Source organism: Shewanella glacialimarina (assembly GCF_020511155.1).
GTDB classification, from domain to species: domain Bacteria; phylum Pseudomonadota; class Gammaproteobacteria; order Enterobacterales; family Shewanellaceae; genus Shewanella; species Shewanella glacialimarina.
In genome coordinates this window covers 3,088,611-3,109,380 of record NZ_CP041216.1, presented here as the reverse complement: position 1 = coordinate 3,109,380, position 20,770 = coordinate 3,088,611, and the positions used below count along the sequence as shown (strand labels likewise).

22 protein-coding genes, 1 other RNA gene and 1 pseudogene are annotated in these 20,770 nt (G+C 39.9%); 14 read left to right on the top strand and 10 right to left on the bottom strand.

What is annotated here, in order from left to right; translation table 11 throughout:
• Window positions 1–10 precede the first annotated feature (10 nt).
• The 5 genes from FJ709_RS13575 (at window position 11) to FJ709_RS13555 (ending at window position 3,636) form a co-directional block, all read left to right on the top strand.
• Entirely contained in the window at window positions 11–982 is a 972-nt protein-coding gene (locus tag FJ709_RS13575; RefSeq protein WP_226410562.1) for a hypothetical protein, read from the top strand.
• Complete coding sequence (locus tag FJ709_RS13570) at window positions 975–1,274, top strand: hypothetical protein (RefSeq protein WP_226410561.1); 300 nt, start codon at window positions 975–977, stop codon at window positions 1,272–1,274. The genes FJ709_RS13575 and FJ709_RS13570 overlap by 8 nt, the downstream gene beginning before the upstream one ends.
• A gap of 32 nt (window positions 1,275–1,306) precedes the next feature.
• Window positions 1,307–3,049, top strand: coding sequence for a hypothetical protein (locus FJ709_RS13565; RefSeq protein WP_226410560.1), 1,743 nt, complete (start codon window positions 1,307–1,309; stop codon window positions 3,047–3,049).
• The gene (locus FJ709_RS13560; protein ID WP_226410559.1) at window positions 3,046–3,267 is read left to right on the top strand and encodes a hypothetical protein; all 222 of its coding nucleotides are present in this window, start codon (window positions 3,046–3,048) and stop codon (window positions 3,265–3,267) included. Before FJ709_RS13565 ends, FJ709_RS13560 begins: the two co-directional genes overlap by 4 nt.
• 132 nt (window positions 3,268–3,399) lie before the next feature.
• Window positions 3,400–3,636 carry a hypothetical protein gene (locus FJ709_RS13555; protein ID WP_226410558.1) on the top strand — a complete coding sequence of 79 codons (237 nt, stop codon included), beginning with the start codon at window positions 3,400–3,402 and terminating at the stop codon, window positions 3,634–3,636.
• Window positions 3,637–3,776: 140 nt separating this feature from the next.
• Here the strand turns inward: FJ709_RS13555 and ssrA are convergent.
• Both ssrA and smpB read right to left on the bottom strand, forming a co-directional pair.
• Window positions 3,777–4,132, bottom strand: a transfer-messenger RNA (tmRNA) gene (gene ssrA / locus FJ709_RS13550).
• A gap of 71 nt (window positions 4,133–4,203) precedes the next feature.
• The gene (gene smpB, locus FJ709_RS13545; protein ID WP_226410557.1) at window positions 4,204–4,692 is read right to left on the bottom strand and encodes an SsrA-binding protein SmpB; all 489 of its coding nucleotides are present in this window, start codon (window positions 4,690–4,692) and stop codon (window positions 4,204–4,206) included.
• Window positions 4,693–4,918: 226 nt separating this feature from the next.
• Between smpB and FJ709_RS13540 the strand changes: the two genes are divergently transcribed.
• Window positions 4,919–5,356 (top strand): SRPBCC family protein, encoded by a 438-nt coding sequence (locus FJ709_RS13540; protein ID WP_226410556.1) that lies wholly within the window; start codon window positions 4,919–4,921, stop codon window positions 5,354–5,356.
• A complete protein-coding gene (locus FJ709_RS13535) occupies window positions 5,346–5,681 on the top strand; it encodes an RnfH family protein (protein WP_226410555.1) in 336 nt (111 codons plus the stop codon). The genes FJ709_RS13540 and FJ709_RS13535 overlap by 11 nt, the downstream gene beginning before the upstream one ends.
• A gap of 77 nt (window positions 5,682–5,758) precedes the next feature.
• Here FJ709_RS13535 and FJ709_RS13530 read toward each other — a convergent pair whose 3' ends face one another.
• Entirely contained in the window at window positions 5,759–6,250 is a 492-nt protein-coding gene (locus FJ709_RS13530; protein ID WP_226410554.1) for an outer membrane protein assembly factor BamE, read from the bottom strand.
• A 250-nt stretch (window positions 6,251–6,500) separates the two neighbouring features.
• Between FJ709_RS13530 and FJ709_RS13525 the strand changes: the two genes are divergently transcribed.
• The 6 genes and pseudogenes from FJ709_RS13525 (at window position 6,501) to FJ709_RS13500 (ending at window position 14,373) form a co-directional block, all read left to right on the top strand.
• Window positions 6,501–7,346, top strand: coding sequence for an SAM-dependent methyltransferase (locus FJ709_RS13525; protein WP_226410553.1), 846 nt, complete (start codon window positions 6,501–6,503; stop codon window positions 7,344–7,346).
• A 35-nt stretch (window positions 7,347–7,381) separates the two neighbouring features.
• Complete coding sequence (locus FJ709_RS13520; RefSeq protein WP_226410552.1) at window positions 7,382–7,594, top strand: hypothetical protein; 213 nt, start codon at window positions 7,382–7,384, stop codon at window positions 7,592–7,594.
• A gap of 3 nt (window positions 7,595–7,597) precedes the next feature.
• Window positions 7,598–9,340 (top strand): tetratricopeptide repeat-containing diguanylate cyclase, encoded by a 1,743-nt coding sequence (locus FJ709_RS13515; RefSeq protein ID WP_226410551.1) that lies wholly within the window; start codon window positions 7,598–7,600, stop codon window positions 9,338–9,340.
• 1,411 nt (window positions 9,341–10,751) lie between these two features.
• Window positions 10,752–12,398, top strand: coding sequence for a malate synthase A (gene aceB / locus FJ709_RS13510; protein WP_226410550.1), 1,647 nt, complete (start codon window positions 10,752–10,754; stop codon window positions 12,396–12,398).
• 62 nt (window positions 12,399–12,460) lie between these two features.
• A pseudogene (locus FJ709_RS19730) lies at window positions 12,461–12,595 on the top strand (isocitrate lyase); the annotation flags it as partial.
• Window positions 12,596–12,912: 317 nt separating this feature from the next.
• The gene (locus tag FJ709_RS13500) at window positions 12,913–14,373 is read left to right on the top strand and encodes an HDOD domain-containing protein (protein ID WP_226410549.1); all 1,461 of its coding nucleotides are present in this window, start codon (window positions 12,913–12,915) and stop codon (window positions 14,371–14,373) included.
• Window positions 14,374–14,475: 102 nt separating this feature from the next.
• Here FJ709_RS13500 and FJ709_RS13495 read toward each other — a convergent pair whose 3' ends face one another.
• The 4 genes from FJ709_RS13495 to FJ709_RS13480 form a co-directional block, all read right to left on the bottom strand.
• Window positions 14,476–15,108: a nuclear transport factor 2 family protein gene (locus FJ709_RS13495; protein ID WP_226410548.1), complete on the bottom strand. Its 633-nt coding sequence runs from the start codon at window positions 15,106–15,108 to the stop codon at window positions 14,476–14,478.
• Between the two features lie 122 nt (window positions 15,109–15,230).
• Window positions 15,231–16,055, bottom strand: a complete 825-nt coding sequence (locus FJ709_RS13490; RefSeq protein ID WP_226410547.1) for a M90 family metallopeptidase — start codon at window positions 16,053–16,055, stop codon at window positions 15,231–15,233.
• 133 nt (window positions 16,056–16,188) lie between these two features.
• Window positions 16,189–16,554: a CopG family transcriptional regulator gene (locus tag FJ709_RS13485; protein WP_226410546.1), complete on the bottom strand. Its 366-nt coding sequence runs from the start codon at window positions 16,552–16,554 to the stop codon at window positions 16,189–16,191.
• Window positions 16,555–16,573: 19 nt separating this feature from the next.
• Window positions 16,574–17,320: an AAA family ATPase gene (locus FJ709_RS13480; protein WP_226410545.1), complete on the bottom strand. Its 747-nt coding sequence runs from the start codon at window positions 17,318–17,320 to the stop codon at window positions 16,574–16,576.
• A gap of 345 nt (window positions 17,321–17,665) precedes the next feature.
• Between FJ709_RS13480 and FJ709_RS13475 the strand changes: the two genes are divergently transcribed.
• Complete coding sequence (locus tag FJ709_RS13475; RefSeq protein ID WP_226410544.1) at window positions 17,666–17,896, top strand: DUF3820 family protein; 231 nt, start codon at window positions 17,666–17,668, stop codon at window positions 17,894–17,896.
• Here FJ709_RS13475 and FJ709_RS13470 read toward each other — a convergent pair.
• From FJ709_RS13470 to FJ709_RS13460, 3 genes are all read right to left on the bottom strand, one after another.
• Complete coding sequence (locus tag FJ709_RS13470; RefSeq protein ID WP_226410543.1) at window positions 17,879–18,364, bottom strand: GNAT family N-acetyltransferase; 486 nt, start codon at window positions 18,362–18,364, stop codon at window positions 17,879–17,881. The two genes, FJ709_RS13475 and FJ709_RS13470, sit on opposite strands and share 18 nt — an antisense overlap.
• Window positions 18,365–18,479: 115 nt before the next feature.
• Window positions 18,480–18,782: an NrfJ gene (locus FJ709_RS13465; RefSeq protein ID WP_226410542.1), complete on the bottom strand. Its 303-nt coding sequence runs from the start codon at window positions 18,780–18,782 to the stop codon at window positions 18,480–18,482.
• Between the two features lie 78 nt (window positions 18,783–18,860).
• A complete protein-coding gene (locus FJ709_RS13460) occupies window positions 18,861–20,594 on the bottom strand; it encodes a bifunctional metallophosphatase/5'-nucleotidase (protein ID WP_226410541.1) in 1,734 nt (577 codons plus the stop codon).
• Between the last annotated feature and the right edge of the window lie 176 nt (window positions 20,595–20,770).

Here is a 20,770-nt window from a genome sequence, read left to right as displayed (position 1 = left end):
GGGTATTAAAATGGGATTACCAGTAACGGTTTATCGCTGGGATGATGCGGGTGCACCGCAACTTGTTGAAAGACGACCATCTGAACTTATAACGATTTTAAAAAAATGCTTGGTTGAGGGTTATGGAACTAAATCACCATTAGGGTGGACTGCACCATTTGAAGATGTTCAGAATAGAAAGATTGTTTTTAGAAACTCACCCACTGACGGTAGTGGTGGTGTATTGCGATTTGCGGATTTCAATACGGATGATAGGGTGGGTGGTACGGTAATTTACACTCATGGTAAAATTGCAAATAGTGTAGATGAAGTGCTACCGCTTCACGTTTATAATTCCATCTTTGCACAAACTGTAAATAACACACAGTGGGTGATAATCGGTACGTCGAGATCGTTTTATTTAATAGTTAATAACACCTCTAAACCTATGGCGTCAGGTACGTCTGGGTCTGGTACTTGGTGGTTTGGTGATTTAGACCCATCGCTACCTTATGACCAATCAACAATGATGGCATTTTATGCATCAACAAATAATACAGGTGGTACTGGTTGGAATTTATCACTAGATTATTTGGGTAACGGTTCAGGGCAAGTCGTACTTGGTGACGCCAACAACGACATATATTCAGCGGAGTACCAATTGTATTTACCGATGGATGGTGCAAAACTTTATTCTCAAACGTCAGCTTCTAACTCGCAAGGTGTACCCGTTACAAACCTATTTCTTGCCCCTGTATTGGTGAAATTAAAAACGCTTAACTCAGGCACCAAGGACGCTTTTGATACACTCATACGGTTCAGCGAGAGTAGACCTGTGATTCGTGGCGCTATAGCTGGGCTGTATGAATTTGCACAAGGTGGATATAGTGACCAACCGTGGCCGCAAATTCATACTCAACAGGGTCGTAGTTATTGGATTATCAGGCAAGGTCACGTTGGTTCATGTAACGTATGTATTGATTTGGACACTTGGTATGAATAGTTTAATACTCAAACTAACAAAGGGTGCTGACCATTTAAACGTTGGGTTACTGACCGTTGATATTGACGTTGCAGCGAGTCGTTTGATGATAATTGACCGAACTACTGGCTTGGTTATGAGATACATGGAAGTACCACCGTCAAAGACTTTTCAAACTGTGTTTAATTACGAGTACGCATTAACTAATAAAATTATTGTCGGCATTATTGATATGAATGGTGTTTATGCGCTTCAAACAATTGACGCAATTAAACTAGAACCTGCGGTACTCGGTGAGTTAGACATATGGTAATTATAAGGTTCAGCAGACCTTACGCGTCTAGATTGTCACCCATTGTAATTCGGTTTGGTGGTGATATTGAACCACCATTACCTATCGATAATAGCATTGGTATTGAATACGGTATGGTGTGGCGCAAACCTATAGCTGTTGAAACACAAACGGTACTGGCTGAGGCAGCAAGTCACATAGGTATCCAATTTGACGTATCTTGGACGTTAAACAATGGAACCGAACAAACGATTATCGCTGGTTGGGCATCTAAAGCATCAGAAGGTATAAGCTACGGTTTAAGCTGGAAAGTATTACCGCAAACCCGCAATGACTTTGCGATTAGTTGGGCGCTACCAACAAGCCATCAAACCTCAATTGATATTTTGTGGAAAACAACAATAAGTCATCAAACTGATACCGTAATGCGTTGGTTAGATGTTGCCGCTGAGCGCTTATCAGTCAGTGTGATATGGCATGATGGCGCAGCACAACATATTCAGCATACATTACGTTATAAAGGAATGCGTTGCGGTACTGAACACCTTTTAAAATGGGCCCCGCATGCAGCACGCTGGATATGCTCGACTAAATACCGCCCACCAGTGGGTGTAGTGAGTATTCGTTTTAATGATCCATTTACCCCTTTAACCAGCGCTGCAGTCAATCCGATTATTATCCGGTTCACACCGTCACCAGAGTATTGTTACTTTGACGACGGTGGCGGCTTAATTGATGCTAATCCAGTGCTACCTACAATCGACTTTAAAATCCCTATTGAGCCCCAAATTAGAAGGAGTTACCTCATGCAGCCTCAAATTAGTTGTGTTCGTGTTAGTGATGGCGCTGTGGTGGTACTTAAATCAGTATCGATTTCACGCTCAAGAGGTCAGTGGGCAAGTAGTGGAAGTTTAACTTTCTCATCGCGAATTGATGCCCTACGTGCTGCGGATGAATTGCTTAAGATAACGATTAACGGTTACGACTTATATTTACTGTGTGAGTCTTCAAGTGAAACACGTGCCTTTGGTTCGGCCAGTTATAGCACTAGTGGACGTGGGCGCTTGGCGTTGTTGTCTGCACCTTATCAAAAATCGATTAACTATATGAACACTGTCTCCCGTAGCTTTATTGGCTTAATGTCTGATGTTATTGTGAATACGGGTTGGACTATTGTAAGTGAAATCACCGATTTTACAGTGCCCGCGAATGCCTTTAGTTATGCGGCTAAAACGCCAGCGGAAGCGATAAGCTTAATGGCCAGCGCTGTTGGTGCTATGTTAGATATTGATGATGAAACCCAAACAATTACTGTTATTCCACAATGGCCAACAGTCCCTTGGGATACTGAAAGTGCGGTACCGGATGTGATTATTCATGACAGTGTGATCCTCGATTTTAGTGAGCGTCGAGAAATACGACCTGATGCCAATGCAGTTTTTGTAAGGGGTGAACAACAAGGGGTTGCTGCAAAAGTAAAACGTTCAGGTACTGCTGGCGATAACTTTGCTGCTGATATAGTTGATAAGTTAATTACTGATAATCAAGCCGCTAGAATGCGTGCAACGGCTGAGTTATCTAATGCCGGTAATAAAGTACAAAGCGTTATTCGAACAAAGGTTATGGCTGATTTACCCCCCATTAGACCAGGCATGTTAGTTGTCGTTCGCAAAGGTGTTGATGTGTTTAAGTCTGTATGTGATAGCTTCACTATCACTGCAAGTGTTAATGAATCGACGGGAGTGGTGAGTGTCAATCAAACAGTCACTTTATTGCGTAATGAGGTTGCAGCATGAGTAACATTTATCAACGCTTAGCTAACCTTAACCCCAAACCACAGCGTAGTGTCGCCACTGTGATTAACGTGAGTAATGGAACCACAACAGTGCAGCATGTTGATGGCAGTTATCAAACGGTGTTAGGGGATTCAGTGACAAGCGGTAAGGTGTATATCATCGATGGTCAAACCCAAGGCCAAGCCGCTGACCTGGCTTATGTAGAGTTAGAGATTTAAAAAATCGAACTGGTGAAGCAGATATAATTTGGAATGTTAAATATGTATTTATAAGGCTTTTAAAAGCCTTTAAATGATATTTAAAGTTTTTCTCAAACCAAGTGATTCCATCCAATTTGAGAATTAAGTTGATTGATTTGTCTCAAACCAGCCGATTTCATTTCTCAAACCTCGCGACGCGCTACAAATCATACTCTTGCGATTGAGTTATTAGATGAAACCGGTGATCCCCAATATTTATTACGTAAAGTGAAAAAACTGGGGCAAGGTCAGTACACTTTAAGTGCTAATAATCCAGATTATCAAGACATGCTATCAACAACCTCAATGAATACCTTTGCGAGGTTTAAAGGAGTTCTTGAGGTTTAGCGATACAAATAGGACGCGGGTTCAAGTCCCGCCGCCACATCTGAATCGGATAAAAATAGAAAGTGATTTTCGCTGTAACAATATAAGTAAAAAACAGAAACAAAAAGGGCTTAGCATTGCTGCTAAGCCCTTCTATAAATTGGTGGAGGCGGCGGGACTTGAACCCGCGTCCAGAAAGCCTACATCCTCGGCACTACATGTTTAGTCTCTCTTTTATTTAACCAAGGAGTCTCCGAAAGACAGGATGCTACTTGGTGAGTCCGGTACTGTTTCGCGGTTCACCCCCGGACGGAGTTCCCTCGCTAGCACACTGTAATATGACCATCATGATCCACTGTCCACGTGCGAAACGTGTGGGTGATGGCTAGCTAGCCTAAGCTGCTAGAGAGTAGTTAGAGTCGTTTGCAACTATAACGGTGCGGCTTTTTACGAGGCCAACCGCCCCTCGACATGCTCCTTGGGTTTCGTGAATCCTGTCGAATCCAGAATCGCCCCCAATTAGTAATATCATAACGTGTTGTTTGGTTAATACCTAGCGACGATTAACAAAATATCATCGTTTGGTTATTATCCGTCCAGTCTGCTCTTTTTCATTACGCGAGACTGTTCGACTTTCCATTCACGTTCTTTGGTGTCTTCACGTTTATCGTGATCTTTCTTACCTTTACCTAAGCCAATTTCAACTTTAACCCACGCACCTTTACGCCAATACATGGACAAGGGCACAAGGGTGTAACCTTGACGTTCAATTAACCCGGCAAGTTTGTCGATTTCACTGCGCTTTAATAGCAGTTTTTTGGTTCTTATTGGATCGCATATTACATGGGTTGAAGCGGTATTAAGGGGTTGTATAGTACAACCATGCATAAAGGCTTCACCCTCTTTTATGTATACATAACAATCAGATAAGTTAACTTTACCCATGCGGATAGATTTTACTTCCCAGCCCATAAGTTGTAATCCCGCTTCGACTTTGTCTTCTATGCGGTATTCAAATGTCGCGCGTTTATTACGTGCGATAGTTGCTGAGGGATTTTTTGCCGATTTCTTTACCATGCTTTTTTACCATCTAGGCGTATATCGCCTGCAATTTGCCCATTTTAAAAGCGCTGTTGTGTTAACTTTTTCATTCAGTTCTACAACAGATATGGGGGGAGAGTATTAATAATTCAACGATTATACCTAAATTATTGGTTTGTGTACGTCTATGTTGTACTGCAACAGATGCCTTTTTCATTTATCGTGATAAAATCGCGTTATTATTTCGTAAAAGTGAGTGCGGATGCCTAAGATTTCCAAGAGTGTGTTGGTGCGCTTTAGTGCCATGCAGATGTATGAGTTGGTTAATGATGTTGAGTCTTACCATGCTTTTTTACCCGGCTGCGTGGGCGGTAAAGTATTGGAGTTTGATGGTACAACCATGGTGGCATCGGTTGATGTGAGTAAAGCTGGCATCAAAAAGACTTTTACGACACGTAATCATGTGGAAGCAGGTAAACGGATTACTTTAACACTCGAAAATGGCCCATTTAAACGCCTGCAAGGTTTGTGGGTGTTTACTGAGTTAACCGATGATGCGTGCAAAGTTGAGTTTGATTTGGATTTTGAATTTGCTAATCCGCTGTCTGATTTGGCTTTTGGGCGGGTATTTAAACAATTAATGTTGTCTATGGTGACCGCATTTACTGACCGAGCTAAGGTAATTTATCGTGACAATTGAACAACAACCGTTTGCTGTTGATGTGGTTTATGCGCTGCCAACCCAACAAAAAATTATTACTGTGATGGTTGCACCGGGTTGCAGTTTTATTGAGGCGGTTAGGCAAAGTGATATTTGCGCTTTTTTCCCTGAAATTGATTTAGACAAGGTAAAGCTTGGGGTATTTAGTCGTCAGGTGAAACATGATGAGATTTTAGTGCCTGGTCAGCGTGTTGAAATTTATAGGCCGCTGATTGCCGATCCAAAAGATGTACGTCGTAAGCGTGCTGAAAAAGCTAAAGATGAAGGGCGAATTAATAAAATTACCGGCGCAAAGTTGAGTTAAACACTGTTGAATTTCAGATATAAAAAAGCAGGGATGGGCTCCCTGCTTTTTTGTGTCCTGTAACGTTAAGTTAAGGTTTATTTTTTATTGTTAATCGTGCCGTTTAAACCACGTTGTTCTTCAACTAAAGGTTTAGCGTCTGGGCGAGCTTCCGGAATAAGCGGATCATCTTCTGGCTCATTGCTTGAAGGTAGTTTGCTTTGATCTAGTGGAGTATTAAAATCTGCACTTAAATCATAATCACCTTCAACACGGTTAACCTTGTCATCAATAAAGTGAATAATTAACTCTTTATGGATAATGCTTGCATCACGACCACTTTTAAAGTGATACACGTAATACCAGGTATCGTCGGCAAAGCTGTCACGTAAAACTGGGCGACCTAAAATATATTCAGCTTGTTCTTTTGTCATGTCGATACGTAATTTATCGACCTGCTGGCTTTCCATGTAGTTCCCTTGAGGGACATCTGGCTTGTAAATTAGCCAATCAAATACACCACAACCGCTTAATGAGATAGATAATGCTACTGCGCTTAACAGAGTAAGACTTTGTTTTTTGTTAATCATTGTCTGTGCTAGTTCCTAAATTCTGTTGGTCATCATACCCAAGCAAACCCTATCATGACAAGGGGCGGATGTGACTTGCGGCTAATTTGATTGGTTTCATTGGCATAAGTTCAATGGTTTATTATATTTTTAAGCAAAAAAACATTGGAATGTTTACTCAAATTGTTTAGCTTTAGCAATAAATTAAATGTTATTTAGTACTGCCATACGGTATTTTAATAATAAAAATGAATAAACAATGAATGGTGTCATGTTGAAAGCTCAGAATACTGAAATAATATCTCAATCTGAACAGTCAAAAAATGTCGGCCGATTGGTGTGCGTGGGTACAGGCATGCACTTGGCGGGTCAAATTAGCACCTTAAGTAAAAGTTATATTGAAATAGCCGATGTGGTTTTTTCGTTGGTAACCGATGGCTTTGCAGCGCGGTGGCTAGATGCTATAAACGCTGATGTGCGATCGCTGCAGTCTTTTTATGCCAAACCTGATGAAGTTAAAAACCGACGTGATACCTATAGTGAAATGGTAAACGCTATATTAGCTGAAGTACGTCAAGGCAAGTTGGTGGTGTGCGCACTTTATGGTCATCCAGGTATTTTTGCCTGTGTAGCACATATGGCTATAAAACAAGCCCGGGCTGAGGGTTTTGAGTCGAATATGCTACCAGGTGTTTCTGCTGAAGCCTGTTTATGGGCTGATTTAGGTATAGATCCGGCTAATGTCGGTCATCAAAGTTTTGAGGCGACGCAGTTTTTACTTTATAACCATATCCCCAATAATTGCACTCACTTATTGTTATGGCAAATTGCCTTGGCCGGTGAACATACGCTGACCCAGTTTTCGACCACTAATGCAAAACTTGAGATATTGGTTGAGCATTTGAGCCAATGGTATCCGTTAGAACATCCCGTGGTGATTTATGAAGCGGCTACCTTGCCATTTCAACAACCCAGAATTGACACCATTGCTTTGAGTGATTTACCTTTTGCAGAACTTAGGTCAATTAGTACCTTAATGATACCTCCATCAAAGAAGTTAACATTAAATCAACAGATTTTAGATAAATTAGGTATAACAGCTGATACTATCGGCTAGTTTTAAAATAATTACAAAAACGATAAAGGAATGTCATGTCAAAGTTACAAAAATTTGCCGAAGCGCTATCGGTCGATGCTGGGTTACTAGAAGCTTATAAAGCGGATCCTCGAGGCGTTATGTTGGCACATGGCTTAACAGCTCAAGAGGCCGATTTAGTGATGTCAGGTGATTTAGATGCTTTAAAAGCACTACTTGGCGATAGTTTAATGCAGTCTTATGTGATGGTTGCAACGCCAACTGAATAACAAATGAAATATAAAGGCTTAGTTTTCTGTTTATTAGCACAATTGGTATTGACCAATTGTGCTTTTGCATCTGAAAATTACGATGAGTCTTTAAGTCGAATTGAAAAATTACTGCAAACAGATTTTACTCAAGCAGAGTCCGCGATTGTAGATATAGAGCGTTCGCTTGATAAGTTGTCCCATCCTCAGTTGGCTGAGTTTTATACGCTGCTGAGTTCAAAATACGTTTATTTATCAGAATTGGAACAAGCCAACCAAGCACTTGACTTAGCGTTAACTTACTCCCCGTCGGAAGAGTCGCTTACTCGAATTTATCTTTATAAAACAACTGTGTTTTTGATGCTTAAAAACTATGAAGCAGCGTTTGCTATGTTGGAAATAAATCTAGCCCGCATTGAAGGTGTTGAAGACACCAGCCTTAAAGTCGCTTCTTATGTTCGTCTGTTAAATATCTTGCTTGATTTAAATGCCTATGAAGAAATGCTCAGTACCGCACAGTTAGTGTTAAACCTTAATCAAGGTAAAGATACTAAACATGAGTGCTATACCAAAGTCTATTTAGCTGTAGCTACCTTAAGGTTAGGGCGCTATAGCGAGGCGAATGATTTATTTAAGCAGTCTGAAATGTATTGCGCCAATAATGAGCAGCCGTTAATAGAAATTATGTCTATTAAGGGACAGGCGGAGAGTTATTTTGAATCAGGCCAACTAGACCTGGCTAAGCCGCTGTTTGAAGCTGCACTTGAAGGGTATTTGTCATTTCAATTTCAAGTTGAGATACACAGCGTGAAAGCCTTTTTGAGTAAAATTTATTTCTACCAGGGCGATTATCAAAAAGCGGCGCTATATGCTAATGAACTTAACGAATTAAACGAAGATAAGTCTAATAATCATGTTAAAAAGCAAGCTAATGAAGTATTGGCCATGTTAGCCAGTCGAGATGGGGAATATGCTAAAGCATACCAATATCAGGTGGTAGCCCATGCGTTAGATTTACAAGATTTAGATGAAAGTAATCATAAACAAAATGCTTATCAAATGGCCCGTTTTGATAGTGCTGAGAAAAATCGCGAGAATAAGAATTTGTTGCAAGAACATGAATTAATGGTGCAGCAAAAAGATCTGTTTTTAAAAGAGAAAAGCTCATCGATTATGTTTTCGACTCTGTTGTTCGGGGTGTGTATTGGCTTATTACTTTTACTATTAACGGCATGGCTGCAGCGGAATCAATTTATGCGCCAGGCCCAGCGGGATGGATTAACCGGAATTTTTAACCGCCAAACAGGTCAAGATTTAGCTGAAAATGAATTGGTACAAGCGTTATCTAATCATCGCCACTTTTCTGTACTGGTATTAGATTTGGATTTGTTTAAGTCAATTAATGATCGTTTTGGCCATGCAACTGGCGATTGGACATTAAAAAAAGTGACTCAAGTTATTGAAGATGTTATTCGTCCTAGCGATATTTTTTGTCGCCTTGGCGGTGAAGAGTTTGTACTTTATTTGCCTAATACCGACGAGAAGACAGCCTTTAAACTAGCTGAAACGATACGTAAAGAAGTTGAACACATTAATACTAAGTATTCTGGTCATAACTTTTCGATAACCTTGAGTGTTGGTGTAAGCTCGTTAACGCGTGATGATTTAAGTATTGACCCATTATTAAGTCGTGCTGACATTGCCTTGTATAAATGTAAGCATCAAGGACGTAATAAAGTGCTGGTATATCACCCTAGCTTCGCCTAAAAGCTGCTTTAATTAACTCTCTTTGCAATTCTGCAAGTTACTAGCATTAAGAATATATAGTGGTTGTCGCTATTTTAATAAGCATCATCGCTTATACTATTACTGTGACAATAGTGGGTACATGTTTTTGACTAGTGTTTTAAAGAGCCTAGAAAAAGCCTAAAAAGACCTCAGAAAGCCGACTTTTCATCAAATAACCTTTCACTTGCTAATCACTGTTTATGTTTGTCATTCTCCCATCATTGCTAATATCTAATAGGCAAGGTTAATCGTTAGCTGCTTTATCGGCTGATTAATTTATTTACTAGCCCATTCGTCGAGCAGCTCGATAACTCAATCATCCAATCATTCAGCTTTCGGCTATTCAAATTGATATGTTTTTTGGTGTTTAGTGCCAGTTACCACAGCTAACATTTTCAGAGAGTTATTTGCTCCTTTTAGGATGTTGAATTGGCTGTGATATCAAATAGCATGGTCCTCAGTATGTGGCTTGCAGGTAGAGCCTATATCTGTTTGATGATTTATCGAGCCATTGAATGATATTTGTAGGTATATTAATGCTACGTGCGACTGGGTATTTCTACTGAGTTGATGTTGCGAAATAGTAATAAACACGCCTGCTGAAATCGTATTAAGTTTACTTTCTGCTGAAATACTAAGCTAAATGACTAAGAAGTCGAAAAAAATGAAAATAAATTAACTTATTTTTCAATAAAACCACAAAGAATAGAGTTGATGATCGGATAACGTTCATCTTTATTTCTGTGATTAAGTACCCACAAAAACTCCACCTTACGTCAACGTAAATTTAAAACGAGTGTTTTAATTTGATGATTATTGGTTAGGGTATTAGTATCTGATTATATTGATAAAAATTAGGTTACCTCAAGGTGAGCGCAAAACGCAGAGGCTATTGCTGTGAAGGTTTGTTCTACTAAAGTTTTGTAATTAATGGTTTACGATATGTTTTTTTGTTACGTGTGTTATTACCTATATTTTTTATTGGTAATTAGGTAAGACCATTTAATTTTACAGGGTTGGTTATACAGTTTAAAAATAATTTAAATTGTTTTTTTCAATGGTTTGTTGTGGAAATTATCTTTTGGTATGACCATTTTTAAACCGAGGTTGTTGATGGTTTTTTACCGAATTGGTAAAGTGATAACTGTTGCAAATACAACTGTTTTTGCGTATTTTTTACTGCGAAACGAACATTTGATGGTTTTATTTGAATTAAAGTGTTACTGGTAAACGAAAGTCGCTCAGATTAATTTGCAGCATGTTAAGCAAACAACTTGAGTTACTCTGAATGATTGAGTTTATTAGTCACTTTTCATTCAATGCGTTAATCCAAATAGAAATGTTCAACCCGTTTGAAAAACAATGACAGTCGCGTCAAGGGAGCCTGGTTATGACGGCAGAGCAATTAGTAGCACAGTACAGTAAGACAACATCTGAACAGCCCAGCGGCTCGTCAGATTTAGTGATTACTGGTCCAGCAATAGCAGGACAAGAAAATGTGTTTAATGAAGGCGCATTAGCATTACTTAATAGCTTATGTAGCCGTTTTGCCGCAGAAGTGCCACAGCTGCTTGAAAAGCGCAAACAGAAACAAGCACGTATTGATAACGGTGAATTACCTGACTTTTTACCTGAGACCCGTGCAATACGTGATGGTAATTGGTCTATTCGTGGTATTCCACATGACTTAACCGATCGTCGTGTCGAAATAACCGGTCCTGTGGACCGTAAAATGATTATTAATGCTTTAAACGCTAACGTTAAAGTGTTTATGGCGGACTTTGAAGACTCACTAGCGCCAAGCTGGCAGAAAGTGGTTGAAGGGCAAATCAATTTGCGTGATGCGGTTCGTGGTGATATTGAGTTTACCTCGCCAGATGGTAAACAATATAAGCTAAACCCCGATCCTGCGGTACTCATTGCCCGTGTTCGTGGTCTGCATTTAAAAGAGAAACATGTTGAATACAAAGGCCAAGCTATTCCAGGCGGTTTGATGGATTTCGCCTTATATTTTTACCATAACTATCACCAGCTATTGGCTAATAATTCAGGTCCTTATTTTTATCTTCCTAAACTTGAAAGTCATGTTGAAGCGCGCTGGTGGGCAAAAGTGTTTGCCTTTGTTGAAGAACGTTTTTGCTTAAAACCTGGCACGATTAAATGTACCTGTTTAATTGAGACTTTGCCTGCTGTGTTTGAAATGGACGAAATTCTCTATGAACTGCGTTCAAACATAGTTGCACTGAACTGTGGCCGTTGGGATTACATTTTTAGTTATATTAAAACCTTAAAGCGCCATGCTGACAGAGTCTTACCTGATCGCCAGGCGGTGACCATGGAAACCAAATTTTTAAGTGCTTATTCACGCTTGTTGATTAAAATCTGTCACAAACGTGGTGCACTCGCCATGGGCGGTATGGCGGCATTTATTCCAGCAAAAGATGAAGCAACTAACGAACTTGTACTGAAAAAAGTGCGTGGTGACAAAGAGCTAGAAGCCCGTAACGGTCATGATGGTACATGGGTGGCACACCCAGGCCTAGCAGATACCGCAATGAAAATATTCAATGATTATATTGGCGGCGATAGAACTAACCAATTGCACATTACCCGTGATGTTGACGCGCCAATTCTTGCCTCTGAATTACTTGAACCATGCAATGGTGAACGCACTGAATCAGGCATGCGTCTTAATATTCGTATAGCTGTGCAATACATAGAAGCCTGGATCCAAGGTAATGGCTGTGTGCCCATTTACGGTTTGATGGAGGATGCTGCAACCGCTGAAATTTCACGCACCTCAATTTGGCAGTGGATCCAGCATGGCAAAACATTATCTAACGATAAATTAGTCACTAAAGATTTGTTTAGAAGCATGCTGGCAGAAGAGCTAGTGAATGTTCAACAAGAATTAGGTGATGAACGTTACCAAGCTGGCCAGTTTGCAAAAGCCGCTGAATTACTTGAACAAATTACCACATCAGATGAATTGGTAGATTTTTTAACGCTACCAGGATATGAGCTACTAACCGCTTAATATAACAGTATTTAATTATAGAATCTCACCTGCTGCCGTGATAACTAATCTCGCAGCCGCAGAGAAAAGGTCATACGTTCGTGTTTCACCAGCAATAAGTGGGTTCAGGTTATTTCGACCAAGCCATAACCTGTATTCAAGGTGGTAAGTCTTCAGTAACAGCACTAACTGGTTCAACTGAAAAAGAGCAGTTTTAAGTTTTAAATGTACCGTTTTACAGTTTAGTCGCTTTGCGACTATTGTAACCCCGTGCGGTTCTCCTACAGGCCGCACGGGACTTTTATCGACCTTTTGGATCATAAGCCCATAAGCTTTGTCGTTGATTCTTATTGTTGGTGCACTTCCTACCCGTAAGTTTTTAACCAATTCGTTTGTGTTACGGCCCTTTATGGGCCGCTTTTTTATGCTAAATCACATAATATCAACTTGGGTATTAATAAGATCTCCATCACTGGGTTATCTTGAGTATACTTGTCACAATATATCCACAATTATTTAATCAAAAAAGACAACTATGACAGCCAATCAATCTCATAAAGGTGTTGAATATTGGACCAAGCGCATTAGTGATCAAGAAATGCCAGCCCTATGTTCAACCGTTAGAGATTTAGAGCAGCTTGCCAAGGATGACGTCTCCTCTTTATCGTTACTCGGTCGCAGTGTGATCCATGATAATGCATTAACTTCACGCATTTTACGGGTTGCTAATAGCGCAACTTACAACAAAGGTATTAATCAAGTGTCTACCGTTAGCCGAGCGGCTGTGGTACTAGGGTTTGATACCATTAGAAATATCTGCCTAACTGCTAGATTATTATCCAGTTTACTTGAAAGTCATAACCTTTCAGACAGTGTATTTAAACGCTTATTAAAGCTTATGGCCCAATCGTTTCATGGGGCAATGATTGCCCGTATGATGGTGAGTGATCGTGATGAAGCCTTAAGAGAAGAAGTGTTTATTGCTACATTACTCTATCGCATTGGTGAAAGTGCTTTTTGGAGTACGGGTGGCACATTGGTGGATGAATTGGATGCCAAATTGCTATCCAATCCTGATAGTGTAGATCAGTTGAGTATTATCCGAGGTGAGCTTGGGACATCATTTAATCAATTAACCCAAGGCATTGCCAGAAACTGGGGCTTAGGTGGGATGTTACTTAAAGCATTGAATAACCCCGATGAACGTACGCCTGAAATTCGGTGTATTTTTATTGCCGATAAACTGGCTGAATCACTTGCACAACCTCAGCTTGATCCGCAAGGCTTTCAAAAACGTTTAAAGCAAGCGGCTGATATGCTTGATATTAGCATTGAAGAGTTTAACTTACGCTTAGTGCGCTGTAATCAAGCCACCCATAAATTAGCGGTCGATTATGGCGCTAAAATATTAGTTGAATTTATTCCCGATACTGAAAAAGTGTTTGAATCACTTGATGCACCTCAACCTGAAAGCATACTGCGTGAGGCTAATTTATCGATTCAGTTGACTAAGCTACGTGAGTTAACCGGTTTTGCTATTACTAAAACCGACTTTAATCAGGTAATGCAAACTGCGTTAGAAGGGATATTTACCGGTGTAGGGGTAGACCGTTGCGGGGTGTTGTTATTGTCACCTAATCGAAAAACGCTGCTGCCAAGAGTCGCCATGGGTGATGATGCGCAAACCATGAAAACTAATTTTGTCATTGAGTTAACGGATCACAAATCTATTTTTGCCCAGTGTATTGAACAAAAGAAACCCTATTGGGTATCTCAAGTCAGTGGGTCTGAGCCACAAAGTTTGGCTAGTGATCTGACTGAAGACTTGTCGCGAGAAGGCTTTTTAATTGCACCGCTAATGGTTGGCACTAAGGTGCTAGGTGTTTTTTATGCTGATAGGCATGCTTCATTTAGACGATTTGAATCAATTGATTTTGATGCTTTTACCCATTTTTCACAACTTGCTAATGTGTGCTTTAGCGTGGCAATGAAATAAGCTTTACATTATTTATCGACTTAAAAAAAGCCCTTAATGATAAGTCACTAAGGGCTTTTTAATATAACTAGTTTGAGTTTTTTTCGATTAGTAATAGCCGTATTATTGTTTAATTAACGATGTGATACGTTTGGCTTTATCATTTGGAATTGGAAAACTTAAATGATATTGCGCTATCTTCCAGCCTTGTTCAGTATTAATTAGCGCACCAGTACCACGGCTAATGCCGTACGAAGGGCTATAAAGCTGTTCATCAAATACAATAACATCGCCAATTTGAAGTAAATGACGAGCTTGAAGATCATAGCGCCAGCCATTAGTGGGTGTTGCATATTGTTTAAATTGCTCCATATTCCAACGCTCATTGGCGTCAGTGCCAATAAAAATCGCATCTGGGTGATATAAGCTAAAATAACTTTCCCAGTCAGCAGACATGGCACTTTCATGTAGCTGGTTGAGTAAGCCATTAACATTGTGACTATCTTCTTCTGTTAACCCCTGGCTATCTAATGCTTGGTCAACTTGGTTTAGGTTTGTGATAACAGCTGGTGTTTCGTCACTGCTTAGCTGACTTGCAAGTGTTTGTTGGTTATCTTCATTTACCACAGCTTTACTTGCTTGTTCAGCAGTGGTTTCACTATCGAGATGTTGTAGCGAATTAGCATTAATATCAAATGCACTAACCGTTGTGAGTAATACTGCGATAAAGCCAAGTTTATGAATAATTGATTGCATGGTTATCCCTGCTAAATAAAACTAATGTTGTGTATTTATCATTGTTATTGTTTGTAAAAAACAGATGTTCAGTATTTTTGATAAGTATATGGCGATATATTAGTCTTGAGTAAATGATACTTTTAGTGCCAATGTATTGGGTCTAATTGATAAAACTGACTTAACTCGTTATACAGTTTAGGATGTTGTTGAAAGAACTGTTTTGGTTTTTCAAAAAAGGTTTCGCTTATCACCGCAAAAAACTCTGCTGGATTAGTCGCACCATAGTAATTGAATAATGACGGTATTTGCTGTGACGCGCAATACTGTAACTGATTAAATTCTTTACCTAGCGTGGATGACCAATGGGCATAATCTTTAATTTGTCTTAATGCAGGCGCGCCATTTGCAGGACCATTTTCTTGATCGAGTTGATGAGCAAATTCATGGATAACCACATTTTCACCGTCAAAAGGGTCTGCTGCGCCATTTAACGTGTTTTGCCATGACAGAATAACTTTACCATTTCCCCATGATTCACCTAATAGAACACTTCTATGCTGTGAAGTAACACCAGCAAAATCGACTTTTTGTTGTTCTACGATAAATGCGTGTGGGTAAATTAAAATCTGCTTGAGGTTAGGGTAGTAGTCCGTTTTACGATTAAGCAGCAGTAAACAAGCTTGCGCAGCAACCGTGACTTTCATCTCATCGGTAATCATCAGTCCGTCACAGCCAATAAATTGTTTTTCATCTATAAAAATTTGAATATGTTTCTTAAGCTGTAGCTGTAAATCAGTTGGCATGCTTTTAAAATACGGAAATCGATGACGTAATATAATACGCCAGGATTTAGGGAAAGCTTGCTGGCAAACATTTTGGCGATGACGTTCTCGTCTAAATGAGGCGCTGGTTATCCAACCTATTGCTACAGTAGCAATAATGGAGACAATTATAATGGCAATCATGAGCACGCTCTAATTTAGGTGATAAACAAGAGATGGGGTAATGTTAATCAATTTTCAAGCAGATAAAAAAAACTGGCATACAATTAATGCTGCCAGTAAAAAGGTTGGGGATAGAGCAATACTACTTTTATGACTATGTAGGAATAGATTTAAGTTGAGTTTCTAATTCAAACTTTTGATAAAGCTGTTGTTTATCTTCATCAGATAACAGGTTGTGTTCTGCGATCAAATGCCTGATTAATTTTGATTTAGCTAATTGACTCGCCTGGCTAAACTGCGCCAATTGATTAATTGCCTGTTCACTTAAGGTAAATGTGGCACGTCTAAAAGGCTGTTTACTGACCTGGGTTACTGATTCCGCTTTTACATTAATAGACGCTATTGCGCGTTTGTTATCACGACATTGTAAAAAGTCGACAACGTTGCTGGGCCGAGCAAACTCATGGGTTTGCCCTAGTGCATATAAGCTGGCAGTGTCGATAAACTCTTCAACAGACATCTGCCTCTTAAAACTCGATTTACATGACGAGGCGTTTTTCTTGAGATCGGCCAGTGCCATAATTCCCCCTCAGTGAAGTGACATTTCGTGGTGATAACCGCTGTTCCATTATTTGCTTAGCATTTTCAGCTTGCAGTAACTCACATGCTATTGCGCGCATTTCTTCAGCCGCTTTACCATTAGGTTCTATTTCAATAACCGATAAACCCGATTCTTCGCTGTCATCATAAATGTTACGGCAGTAATTAATTGCCTCTAATACGTCAATATCATAGGTACGACAGACATCTTTTGCTTCTAAAATTCGCCCAGCTTGATTAGGTAAATTAGGGCATTGAGTGATCACAAAGGCGGCGCGCATTTTAGGATTTATCATCATACAAGTAGACACAATATCATCCATGTGGCTGACGGTTTTAAGATCACGTCGTTTTGGCCTAAGTGGCATCAGTACATGTGATGCCACTGACATTGTTGCTCTAAGGGCAAGGTTGTCTTGACCGCCGCAATCAACCAGAACATAGTCATAATGCTGCTCTAGACTTAATAAATCATTACGGATTTTTCCATAAAGTTGCACACAGTTAATCGGCGGTAGTTGTGGATTATTGTTACGCGCTTGGATCCAATCTGATGTTGTTCGCTGTGGGTCGCAATCGACCATAATGACACTGGCTTTTGTTTCTTTGGTAAGAAATACAGCGATATTTTGGGCTAGACAGCTTTTACCACTACCGCCTTTTTCGCCACCAACTAGAATAATCATTTTACCTGCCCCTCATCATTGAGTGATATATCCTTACTTTAATCTTGTGTGGTATAGCCCGTCAATTAGCTGATTTTTGACACTTTTTATAAACTGTCTAGATGATTTTTTGTTGACGCTATTCTGTTGTTAGACAAAAAATTGACCCTGATGGATAGGCAGTGTCAATGTTGCCAAAAGGTTAATGAAATGAGCCGCTTGAAGCGGATATTTTAAAAAACGATTTTAATAAATTAAGGTGCTTGAATAGAATGATTGTTTTAATATAATCAAATGTAACTAATTTTTGTTTTATTATTTCAAAATAATATAAATAATTGTTTTATATCGAGGCAAAGCAGACATATGAATGAGCAGCAGCTATTGGAAGCGATTAACCAGACGATGCCTTTTGGTAAATATGCCGGGCGAAAGTTATTAGAATTACCCGAACCCTATTTAGTCTGGTTTCACGCCAAAGGATTTCCTGAAGGCAAGTTAGGTCAGCAGCTAGCATTAATGTACGAGGTGAAGTTGAATGGGCTTGAAGGCATGCTACAACCACTTTTAAATAAAAGCTCACAACGATTTGATTAAGTTAAACGTCGCTAAAGTTTGATTTTTCTTTACCCGTAAATTTGATTTAACTAACACAAAGCCATTTTTCTCAAATAGGGGTTTAGATAGATATGATGCATCAACACTGAGTTGGTTATAGTGTTGCGCAGTCGCCCATTGCTGCGCGTGTTGAAGCAGCTGAGTGGCTAAACCCTGGTGTTGGTAGCTTGGGTGCACATAAAGACAATCGATATATCCTCGGCTTCGGTATGCTGTTTCAAGACCAATAAATCCTAATACGTTTTTGAATTCATCTTCAATTACCCAAGCTTTGCTAAGTTTATATTGCTGATGCCAATACTTGGTTGAGCGAGGCGCTGCAGACCAAGCATTTTTTTTGGCATCATTATACCTAGGATGGTTAATGGCTTGCACTGACTGATGATAAATATGGCTGATATCAGCAGCGTGGCTAGGTAGAAAACTAACGATGTTTAGTTGGGTCATGGTATTTTATCGGAAGGGTTATAAAAAATCGGTCAACTCAGTTTAAGTTAACTTAGCTAGGGTTAACCGATTATTAAAGTATAAATTTTTTGCAGTATCAGCCGTAAATCGATGGTTACTTTTTAATAATATGACCGACAAACATAATTTCATCAAAGGTACGGTCCAGGCTTGCGCTTTTAAAGTCGCTCATCCACATTTGTTCAGACATTTCAACATTGTCGCCTTTAACAATTTCAACTTGAGGGCCCGCAGCCCAATAAGTTTTGTCGGCTTCTTTAACTTGAACATAGGTATAACCACCGCCATTCATAGTATCAATAACTTCGCCCTGATGGACAACACCTTGAGCCCAGGCTGATGAGACACCTAAGACAAGCATTGTAGTGGCGAGTGCTTTAAGTAATGTAGTTTTCATTAATGTTCCTTAATTGTTTTTAGTATTGGCGTCATTAAAACACGCAAGTCAGTTACCGTCTGTGATCCAAGCCAGAAATTATCTATGGCTAATGTAATTAATGTTAACAATTTGTTGCTGACCTATTTTGTAACCATACTGGCAAACAAAGTCAATAAATGCTTCAGGTAGGTTTTTACTTTCTACCGGTTGCTGCCACAGGGCTTTTAAAAGTGCACCATATCCCTCACGTCCAGTCGCTGTGTAAGAACTGGATACCCCGATATAAAGCTCATTAGGCTGTAATAGCACCCATTGCTCGTCTCGATACACTTCAATAAGGGTAATTCTGGCGCCTAAAGGTTGGGTCCCATCATAGCTATAACGGATCCCATATGGGTATGGAAAACTGCCTGCACCTGTGCCTATTACACCGTTATTGGTGGCGGCATTAATGGTCGATTCTAGCACCTCAATAATGTATTCTCCCTTAATTTGATAGGTCACCAAGGGTAATTCAAAAGGTAATATACGGCCAAATACATCGGCTACGGAAAGCTGCCCTTTACTGAGTGATTGCCTTACTCCACCGGCATTGTGGAGTGCGAAATCCAATTTAGGCTCAACTAATTGGGTGGCTTTAAACATGCTTCTACTGACCCAAGGCGCAATTTCACTGCCGTGGGGAAAATGTTTACTGGGCAGGCGAGTATGAATAAAGTCTTTTGGAATATGGGCCAATATTTGACTTTCTAATGCCACTAAAGCAGGACGATACTGTGATTGAATCACCTCATCAATGGCATTATCTTGTGAAGCGTTAAGCATGTTCGGATGCTGGCGAAGAGTATTGATGAGTGTGTGTTGTAGTGTGTCCGGTACCACCTCATCAGATGTTTGACTCACTTCCACCGTGTTACCTAGCATAAAGTAGTTATCACCAGTAAATTGACACACTTTGCCTTCTTTATCCAAACATAGCTCAAGTAGACCTATGGTTTCGGCATACTTTCCCGCGTGAAAAATAGGAGTGTTATTAACGGTTTCGCCGTAGGGAAGGTGAGACATACCAACAGCGCTAAAGTCACCTTGTAGGGTATGTGAATGACCGCCAATAATTAGGCTGATCCCATCGACTTTGCTGGCAAGTTCTCGGTCTTGATCTAACCCTAAGTGGCTTAATACTAGGATATGTTTTATCCCTTGTTGATGTAATGAATCTACGGTACGTTTAGTGGTTTCAATGGCGTTGACAAACAAGGTGTCAGGATCAGGTCTGGCAATCAGCGGCATTTGATCTAACGTAATACCAACAATGGCCATTTGCGTATCATAAAAAGGCTTGATTAAGGTTTTAGCAATGCCTTGCTCAACGTCGTAATCTAATAATTGAGGGTGATCACGCAATATACCTTCTTTTTGGGTTTCTTCTTGGCTTAAGTCCATATTACCGGCCATTAACGGAAATTCGATGCGATTTAAAAAGGCTTTTACCGGACTGTTACCTGCATCGATTTCATGATTACCAAGGACCATAGCATCGGGTTTAAGTAAATTGAGTAAATGGGCGTTTGCTGAACCTTGAAATTCACGAAAATACAGTGTGCCTTGGAAGCTGTCGCCACCGTGAAGAAATAAGAACGGCTGTTGTTTAGCATGTGCTTGCTGGCGCGCTTGTTCAATGCGATATCCCAGACGAGCATATCCGCCTGTATCGACTTTTAGGCTGTAAGCTTGCTGTTGATGTTGCAGGGTAAACTTGACCTGGCTTGGCTCAAAGTTAGAGTGGGTATCATTAATGTGGGCAATGGATAAACGGTAAGATTTTGACATTTTTTTCCTCAGCTGATTGCCCTTATGCTAGCATTTTTAGATCAGCAGGTACTAATTTACCTCACTCAACGGTATCATCTTAGGGATACTTTAGCTGTGATACCGTTAAGCAAGGATAAACTTAGCTTTATGATTCAGTTTAGCCTATACGCTATCTGAATCTTATTTGATTATGA

Coding starts and splice junctions, on each gene's coding strand:
- FJ709_RS13570 (WP_226410561.1), top strand. CDS start 975: ATGAATAGTTTAATACTCAAACTAACAAAGGGTGCTGACCATTTAAAC.
- FJ709_RS13500 (WP_226410549.1), top strand. CDS start 12,913: ATGACAGCCAATCAATCTCATAAAGGTGTTGAATATTGGACCAAGCGC.
- FJ709_RS13485 (WP_226410546.1), bottom strand. CDS start 16,554: ATGTCTGTTGAAGAGTTTATCGACACTGCCAGCTTATATGCACTAGGG.
- FJ709_RS13475 (WP_226410544.1), top strand. CDS start 17,666: ATGAATGAGCAGCAGCTATTGGAAGCGATTAACCAGACGATGCCTTTT.
- FJ709_RS13575 (WP_226410562.1), top strand. CDS start 11: ATGGGATTACCAGTAACGGTTTATCGCTGGGATGATGCGGGTGCACCG.
- FJ709_RS13465 (WP_226410542.1), bottom strand. CDS start 18,782: ATGAAAACTACATTACTTAAAGCACTCGCCACTACAATGCTTGTCTTA.
- FJ709_RS13480 (WP_226410545.1), bottom strand. CDS start 17,320: ATGATTATTCTAGTTGGTGGCGAAAAAGGCGGTAGTGGTAAAAGCTGT.
- FJ709_RS13515 (WP_226410551.1), top strand. CDS start 7,598: ATGAAATATAAAGGCTTAGTTTTCTGTTTATTAGCACAATTGGTATTG.
- FJ709_RS13540 (WP_226410556.1), top strand. CDS start 4,919: ATGCCTAAGATTTCCAAGAGTGTGTTGGTGCGCTTTAGTGCCATGCAG.
- FJ709_RS13520 (WP_226410552.1), top strand. CDS start 7,382: ATGTCAAAGTTACAAAAATTTGCCGAAGCGCTATCGGTCGATGCTGGG.
- FJ709_RS13470 (WP_226410543.1), bottom strand. CDS start 18,364: ATGACCCAACTAAACATCGTTAGTTTTCTACCTAGCCACGCTGCTGAT.
- FJ709_RS13560 (WP_226410559.1), top strand. CDS start 3,046: ATGAGTAACATTTATCAACGCTTAGCTAACCTTAACCCCAAACCACAG.
- FJ709_RS13525 (WP_226410553.1), top strand. CDS start 6,501: ATGTTGAAAGCTCAGAATACTGAAATAATATCTCAATCTGAACAGTCA.
- FJ709_RS13530 (WP_226410554.1), bottom strand. CDS start 6,250: ATGATTAACAAAAAACAAAGTCTTACTCTGTTAAGCGCAGTAGCATTA.
- FJ709_RS13460 (WP_226410541.1), bottom strand. CDS start 20,594: ATGTCAAAATCTTACCGTTTATCCATTGCCCACATTAATGATACCCAC.
- FJ709_RS13495 (WP_226410548.1), bottom strand. CDS start 15,108: ATGCAATCAATTATTCATAAACTTGGCTTTATCGCAGTATTACTCACA.
- aceB (WP_226410550.1), top strand. CDS start 10,752: ATGACGGCAGAGCAATTAGTAGCACAGTACAGTAAGACAACATCTGAA.
- FJ709_RS13490 (WP_226410547.1), bottom strand. CDS start 16,055: ATGATTGCCATTATAATTGTCTCCATTATTGCTACTGTAGCAATAGGT.
- smpB (WP_226410557.1), bottom strand. CDS start 4,692: ATGGTAAAGAAATCGGCAAAAAATCCCTCAGCAACTATCGCACGTAAT.